We start from the raw sequence: 14,326 nt of genomic DNA on the forward strand, positions 1-14,326 counted from the left end.
GGAGGACATAAGATGAGTCGTAGTTTAAAAAAGGGACCATTCGCTGACGCACATCTTCTAAAGAAGATCGATGCACAAGCTGATTCTGAAAAGAAATCAGTTATCAAGACATGGTCAAGACGTTCAACAATTTTTCCTAGTTTCGTAGGATACACAATCGCAGTTCATGATGGTCGTAAGCATGTTCCAGTTTATATCCAAGAAGATATGGTTGGACACAAGTTAGGTGAATTCGTACCTACACGTACTTTCCATGGTCATGCAACTGATGACAAGAAGACAGTTAAGAAATAAGAAGGGAGACTTAAATGATGGCAGAACAAGAAATTACATCTGCAACAGCTAGAGTTACAAACGTGCGTATCGCACCTCGTAAAGCTCGTCTTGTTATTGACTTGATCAGAGGCAAACAAGCTGCTGAGGCACTTGCACTTTTGCAATTCACACCTAGAGCAGGCTCTCCAATTATTGCTAAAGCTCTTAAGTCAGCAATTGCAAACGCAGAACACAACTTTGATTTAGATGCACAAAACCTATATGTCAGTGAAGCTTTCGTTGACGAAGGACCAACTCTTAAACGTTTCCGTCCTAGAGCTAAAGGTTCAGCATCACCAATTAACAAGAGAACAAGTCACATTACTGTTGTAGTAAGTGAAAAAGAATAGTATAGGAGGTAACTTTAGTGGGTCAAAAGATTAATCCAGTCGGATTCCGTGTCGGTGTTATCCGTGACTGGGATGCCAAATGGTATGCAAACAACAAAGACTTTTCAACATTTTTACATGAAGACCTTAAGATTCGTAAGTATATTGAAGACAAACTTTCAAATGCTTCTGTCTCAAGAATCGAAATCGAACGTACTGCTAAGAACGTTACTGTTTCAATTCATACTGCTAAACCAGGTATGGTTATCGGTAAAGGTGGTTCTGAAGTTGAAAAATTACGTAATGAATTAAACAACTTAACTAACAGAAACATTCACATCAACATCATCGAAATCAAGAAACCTGATCTAGATGCAAAATTGGTTGGTGAAAGTATCGCCCGTCAACTTGAAGCTCGTATTGCTTTCAGACGTGCACAACGTCAAGCAGTTCAACGTTCAAGACGTGCAGGTGCTAAGGGTATCAAGGTACAAATTTCTGGTCGTTTGAACGGTGCTGATATGGCTCGTCGTGAATGGCATACAGAAGGAACTGTTCCTTTGCACACATTGCGTGCTGATATCGATTATGCTTGGGTTGAAGCAAAGACAACTTATGGTAATTTAGGTGTTAAAACTTGGATCTACCGTGGTGAAGTTCTTCCTGCTAAACCACAACATACTCAAGAAACAAAAAACGAAGGGAAAGGAGAATAATCTATGCTAGTACCAAAACGTGTAAAACACCGTCGTGAATTCCGTGGGAAGATGCGCGGAGAAGCTAAAGGTGGAAAAGAAGTAACATTTGGCGAATATGGTTTGAAAGCACTTGATTCAAGCTGGATCACAAATAGACAAATTGAAGCATCTCGTGTTGCTATGACTCGTTACATGAAGCGTGGTGGTAAGGTTTGGATTAAAATCTTCCCTCATAAATCATACACTGCTAAGGGTGTAGGTGTTCGTATGGGTAATGGTAAAGGTGCTCCTGCTGGATGGGTAGCTCCAGTTAAACGTGAAAAGGTTTTGTTTGAAATCGGTGGCGTTTCTGAAGAAGTTGCTCGTGAAGCATTGAGACTTGCATCACACAAACTACCTGTTAGAACTAAGTTTGTAAAACGTGAGGAAGTAGGTGGCGCTGATGAAGGCTAGTGAAATCAAAGAGCTAACTGCTGCTCAATTGCAAGACAAAGTCAAAGCATATAAAGAAGAATTGTTCAACTTGCGTTTCCAACAAGCCACAGGCCAATTGGAAAACACAGCCCGTTTAAAGGCTGTTAGAAAGAACATTGCAAGATTAAGAACAGCTCAAAACCAAAAGAATAACGAAAAATAATAGACAGGAAGGGGACATCAAGTTGAGCGAAACACAAGAAACTCGTAACCGTCGTAAAGTATATCAAGGCCGCGTTCTTTCAGATAAGATGGATAAGACGATCGTCGTTGTTGTTGAAACAACAAAACAACATCCAGTTTATGGAAAACGTGTAAGATATTCTAAGAAATATTACGTTCAAGACGAAAACAACGAAGCAAAAGTTGGCGATATTGTACGTATCATGGAAACTCGACCTTTGTCAAAGACAAAGCGCTTCCGTTTATTAGAAATCGTCGAAAAAGCAGTCACAATCTAGACTATAACTGATGAGAGGAGGGCCAAAACGTGATTCAACAAGAAAGTCGTCTAAAAGTTGCAGATAATTCTGGAGCTCGTGAAATTCTAACAATTAAAGTTCTTGGTGGTTCAAACCGTAAGACAGCTAATATCGGTGATATTATCGTAGCTACTGTCAAACAAGCAACACCAGGTGGCGTTGTTAAAAAGGGTGACGTTGTTAAAGCTGTTATCGTAAGAACTGTATCAGGTGCTCACCGTACAGATGGTTCTTACATCAGATTTGATGAAAACGCCGCAGTTATTATTAATGCTGATAAAACACCTAGAGGAACACGTATCTTCGGACCCGTTGCTCGTGAACTACGTGATAACGATTTTATGAAGATCGTATCTCTAGCACCAGAAGTGCTATAAAAAGATCAATTAAATTCAGGAGGTGCTGAATAGTGTTTGTAAAAACTGGAGACAACGTCAAAATTATCGCTGGCGATGCTAAAGGCAAGACAGGTGTAGTTAAAAAAGCTTTCCCTGCTACCAACAAAGTTATCGTTGAAGGCGTAAATGTTGTAAAGAAACACTCTAAGCCAAGCAACGCTCAACCCCAAGGTGGAATTGTTGACGTTGAAAGACCTATTAGCGCAACTAACGTTAAAGTTGTAAGTAAAACAACTGATAAAGAAGATAAATAAGAAAGGAGAAAACTAAATGGTTAACGCATTAAAAGAAAAGTACGTTAGCGAAATCACACCATCAATGATGAAGAAGTTCAACTACTCATCAATCATGGAAACACCTAAGATCGACAAGATCGTTCTTAACATGGGTGTTGGTGATGCAATTGCTAACTCAAAGAATCTTGACGAAGCCGTTGAAGAATTAGCTCAAATTTCTGGTCAAAAGCCATTAATTACAAAAGCTAAGAAATCAATCGCTGGTTTCAGACTTCGTGAAGGTATGTCAATTGGTGCTAAGGTTACACTACGTGGTGATCGTATGTACGACTTCCTTGACAAACTAATCAACATTGCTTTACCACGTGTTCGTGACTTCCGTGGTGTATCTACTCGTTCATTCGATGGCCGTGGTAACTACACACTTGGTGTTAAAGAACAATTGGTTTTCCCAGAAATTGACTACGATAAGGTTAACAAGATTCGTGGATTGGACATCGTTATTGTTACAACTGCTAACACTGATGAAGAATCACGTGAACTATTAACACAAATCGGTATGCCATTCGCTAAATAAATTAGGAGGTAAATTCATTGGCTAAGAAATCTCAAATCGTACGTAATCACAGACCTGCAAAGTTCTCTTCACAAGCATATACTCGTTGCGAACGTTGTGGTCGTCCACACTCAGTCTATCGTAAGTTTAAGCTTTGCCGACTTTGCCTTCGTCAATTGGCTCACGAAGGTCAAATCCCTGGTATGAAAAAAGCTAGCTGGTAAGATTTTTAATATAAAAAGGAGGCAAATTAAATGGTCATGACAGATCCTATTGCAGATTACCTAACACGTATTCGTAATGCAAATATGGTTAAACATGAATCTCTAGACATTCCTGCTTCAAACATCAAGAAGAGCATGACAGAGATTCTCAAGAATGAAGGATTTATCAAGGATTACGAAGTTATCGAAGATAACAAACAAAACGTAATTCGTGTTTTCTTGAAATATGGAAAAGATCAACAACGCGTAATCTCAGGCTTGAAACGTATTTCAAGACCAGGTCTACGTAGTTATGTTGATTCAGATAACGTACCAAAGGTTCTTAACGGATTAGGTATCGCTATTCTTTCAACTTCAAAAGGTGTTATTACTGACAAAGAAGCCCGCGCTCAACACGTTGGTGGAGAAGTAATCGCTTATATTTGGTAATATTCTTAAAAAGTAAGGAGGTGCACTAATTTGAGTCGTATCGGTTATAAAGTAATTGAAATACCTGCAGGTGTTGAAGTTACAGAAAAAGACAATAGTATTACTGTTAAAGGCCCTAAGGGTGAATTAACAAGAGAATTTAGTCCAAAGATCAAGTTGACTGTTGAAGGCAACGAAGCTAAGTTCACACGTGAAAGCGACAATGACAAAGCTCTTCACGGAACAATGCGTTCAAACCTTAACAACATGATCATTGGTGTAACAGAAGGTTACGAAAAGAAACTTGAACTACGAGGTGTTGGTTACCGTGCAGCTGTAAAGAACAATGTATTGACACTTTCAGTTGGATACTCACATCCAGTAGTTATGGATACCCCAGAAGGTATCACTCTAGTATCACCTTCAAATACTGAAATCACTGTTTCAGGTATCTCAAAGCAAAAGGTTGGTCAATTTGCTGCTGAGATCCGCGATGTACGTAGTCCAGAACCTTATAAGGGTAAAGGTATTCGTTATGTTGGCGAATATGTACGTCGTAAGGAAGGTAAGACTGGTAAGTAATAAATAAAACCATGAGGTGAAAATTGTGATAACAAAACCAGATAAAAACAAAGCACGTCAAAGACGTCAAAAACGTATTCGTGCCAAAATCTCTGGTACTGCTGAGCGCCCACGCTTAAATGTATTCCGTTCTAACAAAAACATTTACGCTCAAGTAATTGATGACGTAAAGGGTGTAACGCTCGCAAGTGCCTCAACTCTTGATAAAGAAATTAAAGACGGTTCAAAAGTTGAACAAGCTGAAGCTGTTGGTGCATTAGTTGCACAAAGAGCTCAAGAAGCTAAAATTAGCAACGTAATCTTTGATCGTGGTGGTTACTTATATCACGGACGTGTTCAAAGTCTTGCTGAAGCTGCTCGTGAAAATGGGCTAAAATTCTAGAAGGAGGAAACCAAATTTATGACATATATCGATCCATCTCAATTAGAATTAGAAGATCGCGTTGTCTCAATCAACCGTGTTACTAAGGTTGTTAAAGGTGGACGTCGTCTACGTTTTGCAGCTATCGTAATCGTTGGTGACAAGAATGGTCACGTAGGTTTCGGTACTGGTAAAGCTCAAGAAGTTCCTGAAGCTATTCGTAAAGCTGTTGAAGATGCTAAAAAGAATCTTATCGAAGTTCCTATGGTTGGTTCAACAATTCCTCATGAAGTTATCGGTAACTTTGGTGCTGGTAAGATCATGTTGAAGCCTGCTGAAGAAGGTTCAGGTATCGCCGCTGGTGGTGCTGTTCGTGCCGTTATCGAATTATCTGGTGTTGGTGATGTTACAAGTAAATCACTTGGTAGAAATACACCGATCAACGTAATTCGTGCAACTATCGATGGACTAAAACAACTAAAGACAGCTGAAAGTGTTTCTGCTATGCGTGGAATCTCAGCCCAAGAATTGCTTAACTAGGAGAAAGGTGTGTAATTATGGCTAAACTTAAAATTACTCTAACTAGAAGTGCAGCTCACCGCCTTCCTGCTCAACGTAAAGTTGTCAAGGAATTAGGACTTGGAAGAGTTTCAAGTTCTGTTGTTAAGCCGGACGATCCAGCTATCCGTGGTGCTGTTAGAAAAATCGCTCACTTAGTTAGTGTTGAAGAAGTTAAAGATTAATAAATTCATAAAAGATTAGGAGGTGCAATAATGGAACTAAACGAACTTAAGCCAAGTGCAGGCTCAAGACACTCAAGAAAGCGTCTAGGTCGTGGTACTTCAAGTGGTACAGGTAAAACTGCTGGTCGTGGTCAAAAAGGTCAATTGGCTAGATCAGGTGGTAAGACACGTATCGGTTTTGAAGGTGGACAAATGCCTTTGTTCCGTCGTATGCCAAAACGTGGATTCAATAACATCAACCGCAAGGAATATGCTATTGTTAACCTAAGTGATTTAAGTAAGTTCAATGACGGTGCTGAAGTTAATGTTGAAACATTAAAGGCAGCAGGTGTTATTAAGAAAGAATATAATGGTGTTAAGTTGCTTGCTAACGGTGAAGTTAGTGCTAAGTTAACTGTTAAAGTTGCTAAGAGCTCAGCCGCAGCAACTAAGGCAATCGAAGCCGCTGGTGGAACTGTAGAGGTGATCTAATGCTTGGAACTATCAGAGATGCTCTAAAGGTAAAGGAAATCCGTAAAAAGATTCTATTTACCTTGATGTTACTTGTTATATATCGTTTGGGTTCACAAATTACCGTTCCTGGTGTTAACGCAGCAGCTATGGATAAAGTCGGTTCAACAGGGTTGGTTCCTTTATTGGATACTGTTACCGGTGGTGGCCTATCGAACTACTCTATTTTCTCAATGGGTGTTTCACCATTCATTACGGCCCAAATTGTTGTTCAACTTTTACAAATGGACATTGTTCCTAAATTTGTAGAGTGGAGTAAACAAGGTGAAGTTGGTCGTAGAAAGTTAAATCAAGTAACGAGATATTTGACGATTGTTTTGGGTTTTGTTCAGTCAATCGGTATTACTGCCGGTTTTAACCAATTAAGTGGTTTGGGATTAGTTAAATCTCCTAATATGAGAGCTTTCATTACTATTGGTATCATCTTAACTGGTGGTACTATGCTTCTTACTTGGATTGGTGAGCAGATTACCGATAAAGGTTTAGGTAATGGAGTTTCAGTAATTATCTTCGCAGGTATTATTGCTAGACTTCCTAGTGGAATTCAACAAATTTACCGTGATTATATTACAAATGCTAGTTCAGCAGATCTTGCTAAGAATATCGCATTCATCGTCGGTCTTGTGATCGTAATCTTGATTGTTGTGCAATTTGTTACATATGTTCAACAAGCAAGTAGAAGAATTCCTATTCAATATACAAGACGTGCTGCTGGTAGTGGTAGTGAAAGTTTTCTACCATTGAAGGTTAACGTTGCTGGTGTTATTCCTGTTATCTTCGCTAGTTCATTTATTGTTACGCCTCAAACAATTTTGATGGCATTCCAAGCAAATCACAGTGGAGATCAATGGTATCAAGTATTAACGGAAATATTCAGTATGCAGACTACAACAGGTTCGATAATTTATACATTGTTGATTGTATTATTTACATTCTTCTATGCATTTGTTCAAGTAAATCCTGAAAAGCTTGCAGAAAACCTACAAAAACAAGGGGCTTATATCCCTGGTGTTTGGCCTGGTAATGAAACAATCAAGTTCATGTCAGGTGTATTAATGAGACTATCAACTGTCGGAGCTGCGTTCCTAGGTTTAGTTTCATTACTTCCATTATTAGCAGCCAACTTGTTCAACTTACCTCAATCCATCGGATTAGGTGGTACAAGTTTGTTGATCATCGTTGGTGTTGCTTTGGAAATGGATCGTCAATTACGTGGTCTTTTGATGAAGCGTGAATACGTCGGGTTTATTAGATAAGATAATTGGAGATGTTTTGACAATGAATATTGTATTGATGGGATTGCCTGGTGCTGGTAAAGGTACTCAAGCTGAAAAGATTGTTGAAGATTTTAAAGTTGTTCATATTTCAACTGGTGACATGTTCAGAGCTGCTATGGCTAACAAGACAGAAGTTGGTCTAAAGGCTAAAGGGTTCATCGACAAAGGTGAACTTGTTCCGGATGATGTTACCGAAGCTATCGTTGAAGAACGTTTAGCTGAAGCTGATGTTCAAAAAGATGGATATATGTTAGATGGATTTCCGAGAACTCTTGAACAGGCTAACGCTTTACAGACAATTGCAATGAATGTAAACAAACCTATAGATGCTGTCATCTATATCGATGTAAAGCCTGAAACATTAGTTGATCGTTTATCTGGAAGATATATTTGTTCTAAGTGTGGAGCAACTTATCATAAAATTTACAATCCTACTAAGGTTGAAGGAACTTGTGACGTCTGTGGCGGACATGAATTCTTCCAACGTGAGGACGATAAACCAGAAACTGTAAAGAATAGATTAAAAGTTAATATTGAAATGAATACACCATTAATTGATTTTTACGATAAGTTGAACTTGTTGTACAAGATCAATGGTGAACAAGAAATAGATGAAGTTTATAACGAAGTAAAGAAAGTTTTACAAAACTTGTAAAACTTTTTGCTTTGAATGTTTACATGTACGGAAAATTATTGTATAATTCGCCAGTATATGCAGAATAATTTCATCCCGTATGGAGGTTAATATCTTTGGCAAAAGAAGATGTCATTGAAGTAGAAGGTACAATTTCAGAAACATTGCCTAATGCAATGTTTAAGGTAAAGCTTGAAAATGGTGCTACAGTTCTAGCCCATGTGTCAGGTAAAATCCGCATGCACTACATCAGAATTTTACCCGGTGACAAGGTTACCGTGGAATTATCCCCTTATGATTTAACCAAGGGAAGAATTACATATAGATATAGATAATAAGTTTTTTAATGGAATGGAGGTTCCACAATATGAAAGTAAGACCATCCGTTAAACCTATGTGCGAACACTGTAAGGTAATTAAGAGACGCGGTCGCGTCATGGTTATTTGCTCTGCAGATCCAAAGCACAAACAAAGACAAGGATAATTTAATAGGAGGTGCATAGTTAATGGCTCGTATAGCAGGTGTAGATTTACCTCGTGATAAGAGAATCGTTATCGCCCTAACATACATTTTTGGTATCGGCGAAACAACAGCTCAAAAAGTACTTAAAGATGCTGGCGTATCAGAAGACATTCGTACAAGAGACTTAACTCCTGAACAAGAAGAAAAAATTCGTGCAGAAGTTGATAAGGTTCGTGTCGAAGGTGACTTACGTCGTGAAGTAAGTATGAACATCAAGAGATTACAAGAAATTGGCTCATATCGTGGTATGAGACATCGTCGTGGTTTGCCAGTTCGTGGACAAAACACAAAGAACAACGCAAGAACTCGCAAGGGTAAGAAAACTACTATTGCAGGTAAGAAGAAGTAATAGATTAAGATAGGAGGTTAATCATGGCACAAACAAAAGGTCGTAAGCGCCGTACTAAGAAGCATATTGAAGCTGGTGTTGCACATATCCACTCAACTTTCAATAACACACTAGTTATGATCACTGATGTTAACGGTAATGCCGTTTCATGGTCATCAGCTGGTGCACTTGGATTCAAGGGTAGTCGTAAATCAACACCATTTGCTGCACAAATGGCTGGTGAAGCTGCTGCTAAGGAATCAATGGAACACGGTATGAAATCTGTTGAAGTAGCTGTTAAGGGTCCTGGTTCAGGTCGTGAAGCTGCAATCCGTTCACTACAAGCTACTGGATTGGAAATCACTGCTATTCGTGATGTTACACCAGTTCCACATAATGGTTCTCGTCCTCCAAAGCGTCGTCGTGTATAGAATGGTTGTATACCCATATGAACTACGCTACACACATTTCGTTTTGAAAGGGGAACTAACCGAATGATCGAATTTGAAAAGCCAGCTATTACTTCTGTTGAAGAAAATAGCAGTTATGGCAAGTATATTATCGAACCGCTTGAAAGAGGTTATGGTACAACTTTAGGTAATTCATTACGTAGAGTTTTATTAGCATCATTACCTGGTACTGCGGTATCTGATATTCAAATAGATGGTGTATTGCATGAATTCTCAGCCATTGATGGCGTAATTGAAGACGTTACACAAATTGTGCTTAACGTTAAGAAGTTAAAGCTTAAATCATATGCTGAAGACAGTTTAAAAGCCGAGATCGATGTTGTTGGTCCTGCTACTGTTACAGCTAAAGATATCAAAGCTGATGATGATCTAGAAGTCCTCGATCCAGAACAATTTATTTGTACTGTTGCTGAGGGTGGACATTTCCACATGCAAATGACAATTAAAAATGGTCGTGGATATACTCCTGCAGAACAAAATAAGACGGACGAAACACCAATTGGTGTTCTTCCAGTTGACTCTATTTTTACACCTGTAGAAAAGGTTAACTATCAAGTTGAAAACACTCGTGTGGGTAAGAGAAACGACTTCGACAAATTAACAATCGATATCTGGACAAATGGTTCAATTGGACCACGCGAAGCTATTAGTTTGTCAGCTAAGATCCTTACAGAACACTTAAACAGTTTTGTAAACCTTACTGAAGAAGCTAAGAGTGCCGACATGATGATCGAAAAAGAGGAAACTCAAAAAGAGAAGAAGCTTGAAATGACTATTGAAGAACTAGACTTGTCTGTTCGTTCATATAATTGTTTGAAGCGTGCCGGTATCAATACTGTGCAAGAGCTTACTGAAAAATCCGAAGCAGATATGATGCGTGTTCGTAATCTCGGACGCAAGTCACTTGTTGAGGTTAAAGAAAAGCTTGCTGATCTTGGATTATCATTGAAGCAAGAAGACTAATAATATCAAATTCAAACAGGAGGTATAGACATGGGCTACCGTAAACTAGGACGTAACAGTTCTCAAAGAAAAGCAATGTTACGCGATTTAACTACTGATTTACTCATTAATGAACATATTGTAACAACTGAAACTCGCGCTAAAGAGATCAGTCGTACAACTGAAAAGATGATAACCTTAGGTAAACGCGGTGATTTACATGCTCGTCGTCAAGCTGCTGCTTATGTTAGAAACGAAGTTGCTAACATTACAGAAGATGATGATGCAGTTATTGTTCAATCAGCTCTTCAAAAATTATTCAGTGACATCGCACCTCGTTACAAAGAACGTAATGGTGGATACACACGTATTTTGAAGACAACTCCACGCCGTGGAGATGCTGCACCAATGGTTATTATTGAATTAGTTTAATAATAATTGTTTATTAATATTTAAAAAATCAGTCATTCTGATGAATTAGTGAGTGTTAAGATGATGGTTATTTTCAACCAAGTCTATCTCTGAGATCCTCTTAAAAAGGGACACTAATTTGTCGAATGATTTTTTTTTGCTCAAATTTGTTATTATATACGTAACACAATTTTGAGGGAGATAACTTTTGGAAAAAATCATTTCAATTGAAAACTTGAATTACACTTATCCCGAATCGAAAAAGCCAGCCATCAAAGATTTGTCGCTCGATATTTATAAAAATGAGTGGCTGTCGATCGTTGGTAAAAATGGTAGTGGAAAATCTACTTTGACAAAACTAATTGATGGTTTGATAGAGGCAAGTTCTGGTACCATTACTATTGCAGGACAAGTTATCAATGAAGAGAATATTTGGGACGCCCGGAAGAGAATCGGTATCATCTTTCAAAACCCTGATCACCAATTCGTCGGTGCAACAGTTGAAGACGATGTGGCCTTTGGCTTAGAGAATCAAGGTATGCCTAGAGAAGATATGATCAAGGAAGTCGACCGTGCTTTGGCATTGGTAAAGATGTCCGATTTTAAAACGCGTGACCCCCAGTCTCTTTCCGGTGGGCAGAAACAACGGGTAGCTATCGCTGGAGTTTTGGCAACGAAGCCACAGATCATTATCATGGATGAATCGACAAGTATGCTTGATCCCGATGGACGCAAGACTGTTTTGGATCTAGTTCAGCAATTACGAAAACAACAGGATCTGACGATCATTTCGATCACTCACGACATTGAAGAGACGGAATTGTCCCAGAGAATCGTTGTTTTGAATGATGGGCAAATCGTTAAAGATGGTAAACCAGTGGACATTTATGATTTAGGGTCTAATTTGCGCAAATATGGCCTTGAGGAACCTTTTTCAAGTAAATTAATGTCAATTATAAGGGTGACTGAAAAATTGCCTGAGGGCTATTTAAGTGAAGAGGAGTTGAAGCAGCAACTATGGAAATTACATTCGAACATGTGACACACTCTTACGAAGCTAATAGTCCGACTGCTAGTCTCGGTTTAGATGATGTTTCCTTGACGATCAAGGACAAATTATTTACGGCCATTGTCGGGCAGACGGGGAGTGGTAAGTCAACGTTAGTTAGACACATCAACGCCCTGTTGAAACCGACATCAGGTAAAGTTATTGTCGGCAAGCGAGTGATCACTTCTGAAACTAATAACAAGAATCTCAAACCCTTGCGTAAACAAGTCGGCATGGTCTTTCAATTTCCCGAAAGTCAGTTGTTTGAGGATACAGTTGAAAAAGATATCATGTTTGGTCCGATGAACTTTGGTGCCACTGAAGAGGAAGCTAGAAAGGCTGCCCATACAATGATCAAATTAGTTGGATTAGATGAATCACTATTGTCAAAATCGCCATTTGATCTTTCTGGTGGTCAGATGCGGCGAGTAGCGATTGCTGGAGTTTTGGCTAGTGACCCGGAGACGGTGATTTTGGATGAACCGACAGCAGGGCTTGATCCAGTTGGACGTTTGGAGATCATGAATTTATTTAAGGACCTTCAAGAAAAAGGCAAGACGATTATTTTGATCACGCACAATATGGATGACGTCGCAGACTATGCAGATGAGATGGCAGTTATCCACAGTGGAAAACTAATTGCTCAAGGACCACCTAAAGAAGTTTTCAACAACCAAGAACTTTTACAAGATGACGTATTAACTTTGCCACACAGTGCATCTTTTGCCAAAGAGTTGCAACAAAAAGGTTTTCACTTTGATAAACTACCGATTACGATCAACGAGTTAGGAACTGAAATTAAACAACAGTTAAATGGTGATTAAATGGATAAGATAATTTTAGGGAGATATCTACCTGGGGATTCGATTATTTACCGTTTGGACCCGCGGGGGAAATTTTTATTAACATTCTATTTCGTAGGAATCGTCTTTTTAGCCAATAATGTGGCTTCTTATGCGTTCTTATTAGCTTTTGTATTGTTCGCAGTTTATTTATCAAAGATAAACTTTGGCTTCTTTATTAAGGGATTACGGCCGATATTTTGGCTGATCTTATTTACAGTAGCCTTGCAGCTGTTCTTCACGCCTAGCAATCATCCACTGTGGCACTGGGGGATTTTGACCTTCTCCAAAGAGGGAATGGTTATTGCCGGTTATATTTTTATCAGATTCGTTCTGATCATATTCATTTCGACATTGCTGACCTTAACAACGACACCTATCGAGATTTCCGATTCGATCGAGAGCATTCTCAAGCCGTTGAAGAAAATCAACTTTCCAGTTACTCAGGTAGCTTTAATGTTGTCGATTGCGTTAAGATTCGTGCCGTTATTAGTAGATGAAACCACCAAGATCATGGATGCCCAGAGAGCTCGGGGAGTCGACTTTGGTGAAGGTGTATTGATCAAGCGGATCAAGTCGTTTGTACCGATCCTGATTCCATTGTTCGTCAGCAGTTTCTCGATTGCTTATGATCTGGCAATTGCGATGGAATCAAGAGGCTACAAAGATGGCGAGGGCCGCAGCAAGTACCGAGTACTCAGTTGGGATAAACGCGACAATTTGATGGTGCTGTTTATGGCCGTAGTAACAATTATTTTATTATTTTTACGGAGTTATTAATTTATGACAAGATACAAACTGACCATCGCTTATGATGGGACTAAGTTTCATGGTTTTCAGCGTCAAAATGATCTGCGTACCGTTCAAGGCGTCGTTGAGAAAGCTTTGACAAAGATGACTAAAGGAAAACACGTCGATGTAGTTGGTTCGGGGCGAACTGACGCGGGCGTGCATGCTTTAGGTCAAGTGATCCACTTTGACTATCCCGGTCAAATCCCAGCTGAAAACATGCTCAGAGCTATCAATTCTTTGATGCCATTGGATGTTTTGGCTAAAGATAGTGAGATCGTCGATGATAATTTTCACGCTCGTTTTGGAGTGACGAAAAAAACTTATCAATATCGAGTCTCCTGTACTCACTACACTGATCCGTTCAAACGTTTTTATACTGGGCATTACGCCTATGATTTGGATGTAGATAAAATTCAAGTTGCCTTGAAAGATCTAGTTGGTGAACACGATTTCACGAGTTTTGCGGCTTCAGGTGGAATGATAGAAAATAAAGTTAGGACTATCTATTCTGCGACAGCCGTGTATAATAAGAGCAATGACGAACTAATTTTTGAATTTACGGGCAATGGCTTCCTATATAATATGGTTAGAATTTTAGTTGCTACTCTGTTAGAGATCGGTAATGGGCGCAGGGATGTTCATGACTTCTTGCGATTGTTTGAAGTAAAGGATCGCCAAGAGGCACGTGGCACAGCACCTGCAAGTGGGCTATATTTAAAAGAAGTTTTTTACGATTAATCTGT

28 protein-coding genes are annotated in these 14,326 nt (G+C 39.1%); all 28 read left to right on the forward strand.

Annotated elements, in window-relative coordinates; all coding sequences use genetic code 11:
- Positions 1 to 12 precede the first annotated feature (12 nt).
- The 28 genes from rpsS to truA all read left to right on the forward strand — a co-directional run bounded on the left by rpsS (position 13) and on the right by truA (position 14,321).
- Positions 13 to 294: a 30S ribosomal protein S19 gene (gene rpsS / locus FD29_RS06605; RefSeq protein WP_057888156.1), complete on the forward strand. Its 282-nt coding sequence runs from the start codon at positions 13 to 15 to the stop codon at positions 292 to 294.
- Between the two features lie 17 nt (positions 295 to 311).
- Positions 312 to 665, forward strand: a complete 354-nt coding sequence (rplV, locus tag FD29_RS06610; protein ID WP_057888157.1) for a 50S ribosomal protein L22 — start codon at positions 312 to 314, stop codon at positions 663 to 665.
- A 17-nt stretch (positions 666 to 682) separates the two neighbouring features.
- Positions 683 to 1,360 carry a 30S ribosomal protein S3 gene (rpsC, locus tag FD29_RS06615; RefSeq protein WP_057888158.1) on the forward strand — a complete coding sequence of 226 codons (678 nt, stop codon included), beginning with the start codon at positions 683 to 685 and terminating at the stop codon, positions 1,358 to 1,360.
- A gap of 3 nt (positions 1,361 to 1,363) precedes the next feature.
- A complete protein-coding gene (gene rplP, locus FD29_RS06620; protein ID WP_057888159.1) occupies positions 1,364 to 1,795 on the forward strand; it encodes a 50S ribosomal protein L16 in 432 nt (143 codons plus the stop codon).
- Positions 1,785 to 1,979 (forward strand): 50S ribosomal protein L29, encoded by a 195-nt coding sequence (rpmC, locus tag FD29_RS06625; RefSeq protein ID WP_057888160.1) that lies wholly within the window; start codon positions 1,785 to 1,787, stop codon positions 1,977 to 1,979. Before rplP ends, rpmC begins: the two co-directional genes overlap by 11 nt.
- A gap of 22 nt (positions 1,980 to 2,001) precedes the next feature.
- Positions 2,002 to 2,277 (forward strand): 30S ribosomal protein S17, encoded by a 276-nt coding sequence (gene rpsQ, locus FD29_RS06630; protein WP_083477800.1) that lies wholly within the window; start codon positions 2,002 to 2,004, stop codon positions 2,275 to 2,277.
- Positions 2,278 to 2,306: 29 nt separating this feature from the next.
- A complete protein-coding gene (gene rplN, locus FD29_RS06635; protein WP_025084417.1) occupies positions 2,307 to 2,675 on the forward strand; it encodes a 50S ribosomal protein L14 in 369 nt (122 codons plus the stop codon).
- Positions 2,676 to 2,707: 32 nt separating this feature from the next.
- A complete protein-coding gene (gene rplX / locus FD29_RS06640) occupies positions 2,708 to 2,950 on the forward strand; it encodes a 50S ribosomal protein L24 (protein ID WP_057888161.1) in 243 nt (80 codons plus the stop codon).
- A 16-nt stretch (positions 2,951 to 2,966) separates the two neighbouring features.
- On the forward strand, positions 2,967 to 3,509 hold the full coding sequence (gene rplE, locus FD29_RS06645) for a 50S ribosomal protein L5 (protein WP_057888162.1): 543 nt from the start codon (positions 2,967 to 2,969) through the stop codon (positions 3,507 to 3,509).
- A gap of 17 nt (positions 3,510 to 3,526) precedes the next feature.
- Positions 3,527 to 3,712, forward strand: a complete 186-nt coding sequence (locus FD29_RS06650) for a type Z 30S ribosomal protein S14 (protein WP_010018530.1) — start codon at positions 3,527 to 3,529, stop codon at positions 3,710 to 3,712.
- A gap of 30 nt (positions 3,713 to 3,742) precedes the next feature.
- Positions 3,743 to 4,141, forward strand: coding sequence for a 30S ribosomal protein S8 (gene rpsH / locus FD29_RS06655; RefSeq protein WP_057888163.1), 399 nt, complete (start codon positions 3,743 to 3,745; stop codon positions 4,139 to 4,141).
- A 30-nt stretch (positions 4,142 to 4,171) separates the two neighbouring features.
- Positions 4,172 to 4,702 (forward strand): 50S ribosomal protein L6, encoded by a 531-nt coding sequence (rplF, locus tag FD29_RS06660; RefSeq protein ID WP_057888164.1) that lies wholly within the window; start codon positions 4,172 to 4,174, stop codon positions 4,700 to 4,702.
- A 16-nt stretch (positions 4,703 to 4,718) separates the two neighbouring features.
- A complete protein-coding gene (rplR, locus tag FD29_RS06665; RefSeq protein WP_057888165.1) occupies positions 4,719 to 5,084 on the forward strand; it encodes a 50S ribosomal protein L18 in 366 nt (121 codons plus the stop codon).
- 18 nt (positions 5,085 to 5,102) lie between these two features.
- The gene (rpsE, locus tag FD29_RS06670; RefSeq protein ID WP_057888166.1) at positions 5,103 to 5,603 is read left to right on the forward strand and encodes a 30S ribosomal protein S5; all 501 of its coding nucleotides are present in this window, start codon (positions 5,103 to 5,105) and stop codon (positions 5,601 to 5,603) included.
- Positions 5,604 to 5,620: 17 nt separating this feature from the next.
- On the forward strand, positions 5,621 to 5,806 hold the full coding sequence (rpmD, locus tag FD29_RS06675; RefSeq protein WP_057888167.1) for a 50S ribosomal protein L30: 186 nt from the start codon (positions 5,621 to 5,623) through the stop codon (positions 5,804 to 5,806).
- Between the two features lie 30 nt (positions 5,807 to 5,836).
- Positions 5,837 to 6,277 (forward strand): 50S ribosomal protein L15, encoded by a 441-nt coding sequence (gene rplO, locus FD29_RS06680; protein ID WP_057888168.1) that lies wholly within the window; start codon positions 5,837 to 5,839, stop codon positions 6,275 to 6,277.
- The gene (secY, locus tag FD29_RS06685; RefSeq protein ID WP_057888169.1) at positions 6,277 to 7,572 is read left to right on the forward strand and encodes a preprotein translocase subunit SecY; all 1,296 of its coding nucleotides are present in this window, start codon (positions 6,277 to 6,279) and stop codon (positions 7,570 to 7,572) included. Before rplO ends, secY begins: the two co-directional genes overlap by 1 nt.
- Before the next feature lie 22 nt (positions 7,573 to 7,594).
- Positions 7,595 to 8,248, forward strand: a complete 654-nt coding sequence (locus FD29_RS06690; protein ID WP_057888170.1) for an adenylate kinase — start codon at positions 7,595 to 7,597, stop codon at positions 8,246 to 8,248.
- Positions 8,249 to 8,343: 95 nt separating this feature from the next.
- Positions 8,344 to 8,562 (forward strand): translation initiation factor IF-1, encoded by a 219-nt coding sequence (gene infA / locus FD29_RS06695; protein ID WP_010018544.1) that lies wholly within the window; start codon positions 8,344 to 8,346, stop codon positions 8,560 to 8,562.
- A 32-nt stretch (positions 8,563 to 8,594) separates the two neighbouring features.
- Positions 8,595 to 8,711 (forward strand): 50S ribosomal protein L36, encoded by a 117-nt coding sequence (rpmJ, locus tag FD29_RS11270; protein ID WP_010018546.1) that lies wholly within the window; start codon positions 8,595 to 8,597, stop codon positions 8,709 to 8,711.
- 22 nt (positions 8,712 to 8,733) lie between these two features.
- Positions 8,734 to 9,099, forward strand: a complete 366-nt coding sequence (gene rpsM, locus FD29_RS06700; protein ID WP_057888171.1) for a 30S ribosomal protein S13 — start codon at positions 8,734 to 8,736, stop codon at positions 9,097 to 9,099.
- 23 nt (positions 9,100 to 9,122) lie between these two features.
- Positions 9,123 to 9,509, forward strand: a complete 387-nt coding sequence (rpsK, locus tag FD29_RS06705) for a 30S ribosomal protein S11 (RefSeq protein ID WP_057881448.1) — start codon at positions 9,123 to 9,125, stop codon at positions 9,507 to 9,509.
- Between the two features lie 63 nt (positions 9,510 to 9,572).
- Positions 9,573 to 10,511 (forward strand): DNA-directed RNA polymerase subunit alpha, encoded by a 939-nt coding sequence (locus FD29_RS06710; protein ID WP_057888172.1) that lies wholly within the window; start codon positions 9,573 to 9,575, stop codon positions 10,509 to 10,511.
- Between the two features lie 30 nt (positions 10,512 to 10,541).
- A complete protein-coding gene (gene rplQ, locus FD29_RS06715) occupies positions 10,542 to 10,922 on the forward strand; it encodes a 50S ribosomal protein L17 (RefSeq protein ID WP_057881450.1) in 381 nt (126 codons plus the stop codon).
- Between the two features lie 187 nt (positions 10,923 to 11,109).
- Positions 11,110 to 11,943 carry an energy-coupling factor ABC transporter ATP-binding protein gene (locus FD29_RS06720; RefSeq protein ID WP_057888173.1) on the forward strand — a complete coding sequence of 278 codons (834 nt, stop codon included), beginning with the start codon at positions 11,110 to 11,112 and terminating at the stop codon, positions 11,941 to 11,943.
- Complete coding sequence (locus FD29_RS06725; RefSeq protein ID WP_057888174.1) at positions 11,919 to 12,773, forward strand: energy-coupling factor transporter ATPase; 855 nt, start codon at positions 11,919 to 11,921, stop codon at positions 12,771 to 12,773. Before FD29_RS06720 ends, FD29_RS06725 begins: the two co-directional genes overlap by 25 nt.
- Positions 12,774 to 13,571, forward strand: coding sequence for an energy-coupling factor transporter transmembrane component T family protein (locus FD29_RS06730; protein ID WP_057888175.1), 798 nt, complete (start codon positions 12,774 to 12,776; stop codon positions 13,569 to 13,571). It abuts the gene before it with no gap.
- Between the two features lie 3 nt (positions 13,572 to 13,574).
- Positions 13,575 to 14,321 carry a tRNA pseudouridine(38-40) synthase TruA gene (gene truA / locus FD29_RS06735; protein WP_057888176.1) on the forward strand — a complete coding sequence of 249 codons (747 nt, stop codon included), beginning with the start codon at positions 13,575 to 13,577 and terminating at the stop codon, positions 14,319 to 14,321.
- The last annotated feature ends 5 nt before the right edge of the window (positions 14,322 to 14,326 follow it).

Origin of the sequence: Companilactobacillus mindensis DSM 14500 (assembly GCF_001434275.1) — a bacterium.
Taxonomy (GTDB): Bacteria; Bacillota; Bacilli; order Lactobacillales; family Lactobacillaceae; genus Companilactobacillus; species Companilactobacillus mindensis.

Bases quoted from the DNA above. Each gene is read 5' to 3' on its own strand.
- rpsK (WP_057881448.1), top strand. From the start codon at position 9,123: ATGGCACAAACAAAAGGTCGTAAGCGCCGTACTAAGAAGCATATTGAA.
- rpsH (WP_057888163.1), top strand. From the start codon at position 3,743: ATGGTCATGACAGATCCTATTGCAGATTACCTAACACGTATTCGTAAT.
- rpsS (WP_057888156.1), top strand. From the start codon at position 13: ATGAGTCGTAGTTTAAAAAAGGGACCATTCGCTGACGCACATCTTCTA.
- truA (WP_057888176.1), top strand. From the start codon at position 13,575: ATGACAAGATACAAACTGACCATCGCTTATGATGGGACTAAGTTTCAT.
- rpsM (WP_057888171.1), top strand. From the start codon at position 8,734: ATGGCTCGTATAGCAGGTGTAGATTTACCTCGTGATAAGAGAATCGTT.
- rpmC (WP_057888160.1), top strand. From the start codon at position 1,785: ATGAAGGCTAGTGAAATCAAAGAGCTAACTGCTGCTCAATTGCAAGAC.
- rpmD (WP_057888167.1), top strand. From the start codon at position 5,621: ATGGCTAAACTTAAAATTACTCTAACTAGAAGTGCAGCTCACCGCCTT.
- FD29_RS06730 (WP_057888175.1), top strand. From the start codon at position 12,774: ATGGATAAGATAATTTTAGGGAGATATCTACCTGGGGATTCGATTATT.
- FD29_RS06710 (WP_057888172.1), top strand. From the start codon at position 9,573: ATGATCGAATTTGAAAAGCCAGCTATTACTTCTGTTGAAGAAAATAGC.
- rplE (WP_057888162.1), top strand. From the start codon at position 2,967: ATGGTTAACGCATTAAAAGAAAAGTACGTTAGCGAAATCACACCATCA.
- rplO (WP_057888168.1), top strand. From the start codon at position 5,837: ATGGAACTAAACGAACTTAAGCCAAGTGCAGGCTCAAGACACTCAAGA.
- rpmJ (WP_010018546.1), top strand. From the start codon at position 8,595: ATGAAAGTAAGACCATCCGTTAAACCTATGTGCGAACACTGTAAGGTA.
- rplQ (WP_057881450.1), top strand. From the start codon at position 10,542: ATGGGCTACCGTAAACTAGGACGTAACAGTTCTCAAAGAAAAGCAATG.
- rplP (WP_057888159.1), top strand. From the start codon at position 1,364: ATGCTAGTACCAAAACGTGTAAAACACCGTCGTGAATTCCGTGGGAAG.
- secY (WP_057888169.1), top strand. From the start codon at position 6,277: ATGCTTGGAACTATCAGAGATGCTCTAAAGGTAAAGGAAATCCGTAAA.
- rplV (WP_057888157.1), top strand. From the start codon at position 312: ATGGCAGAACAAGAAATTACATCTGCAACAGCTAGAGTTACAAACGTG.
- FD29_RS06690 (WP_057888170.1), top strand. From the start codon at position 7,595: ATGAATATTGTATTGATGGGATTGCCTGGTGCTGGTAAAGGTACTCAA.
- FD29_RS06725 (WP_057888174.1), top strand. From the start codon at position 11,919: ATGGAAATTACATTCGAACATGTGACACACTCTTACGAAGCTAATAGT.
- rpsE (WP_057888166.1), top strand. From the start codon at position 5,103: ATGACATATATCGATCCATCTCAATTAGAATTAGAAGATCGCGTTGTC.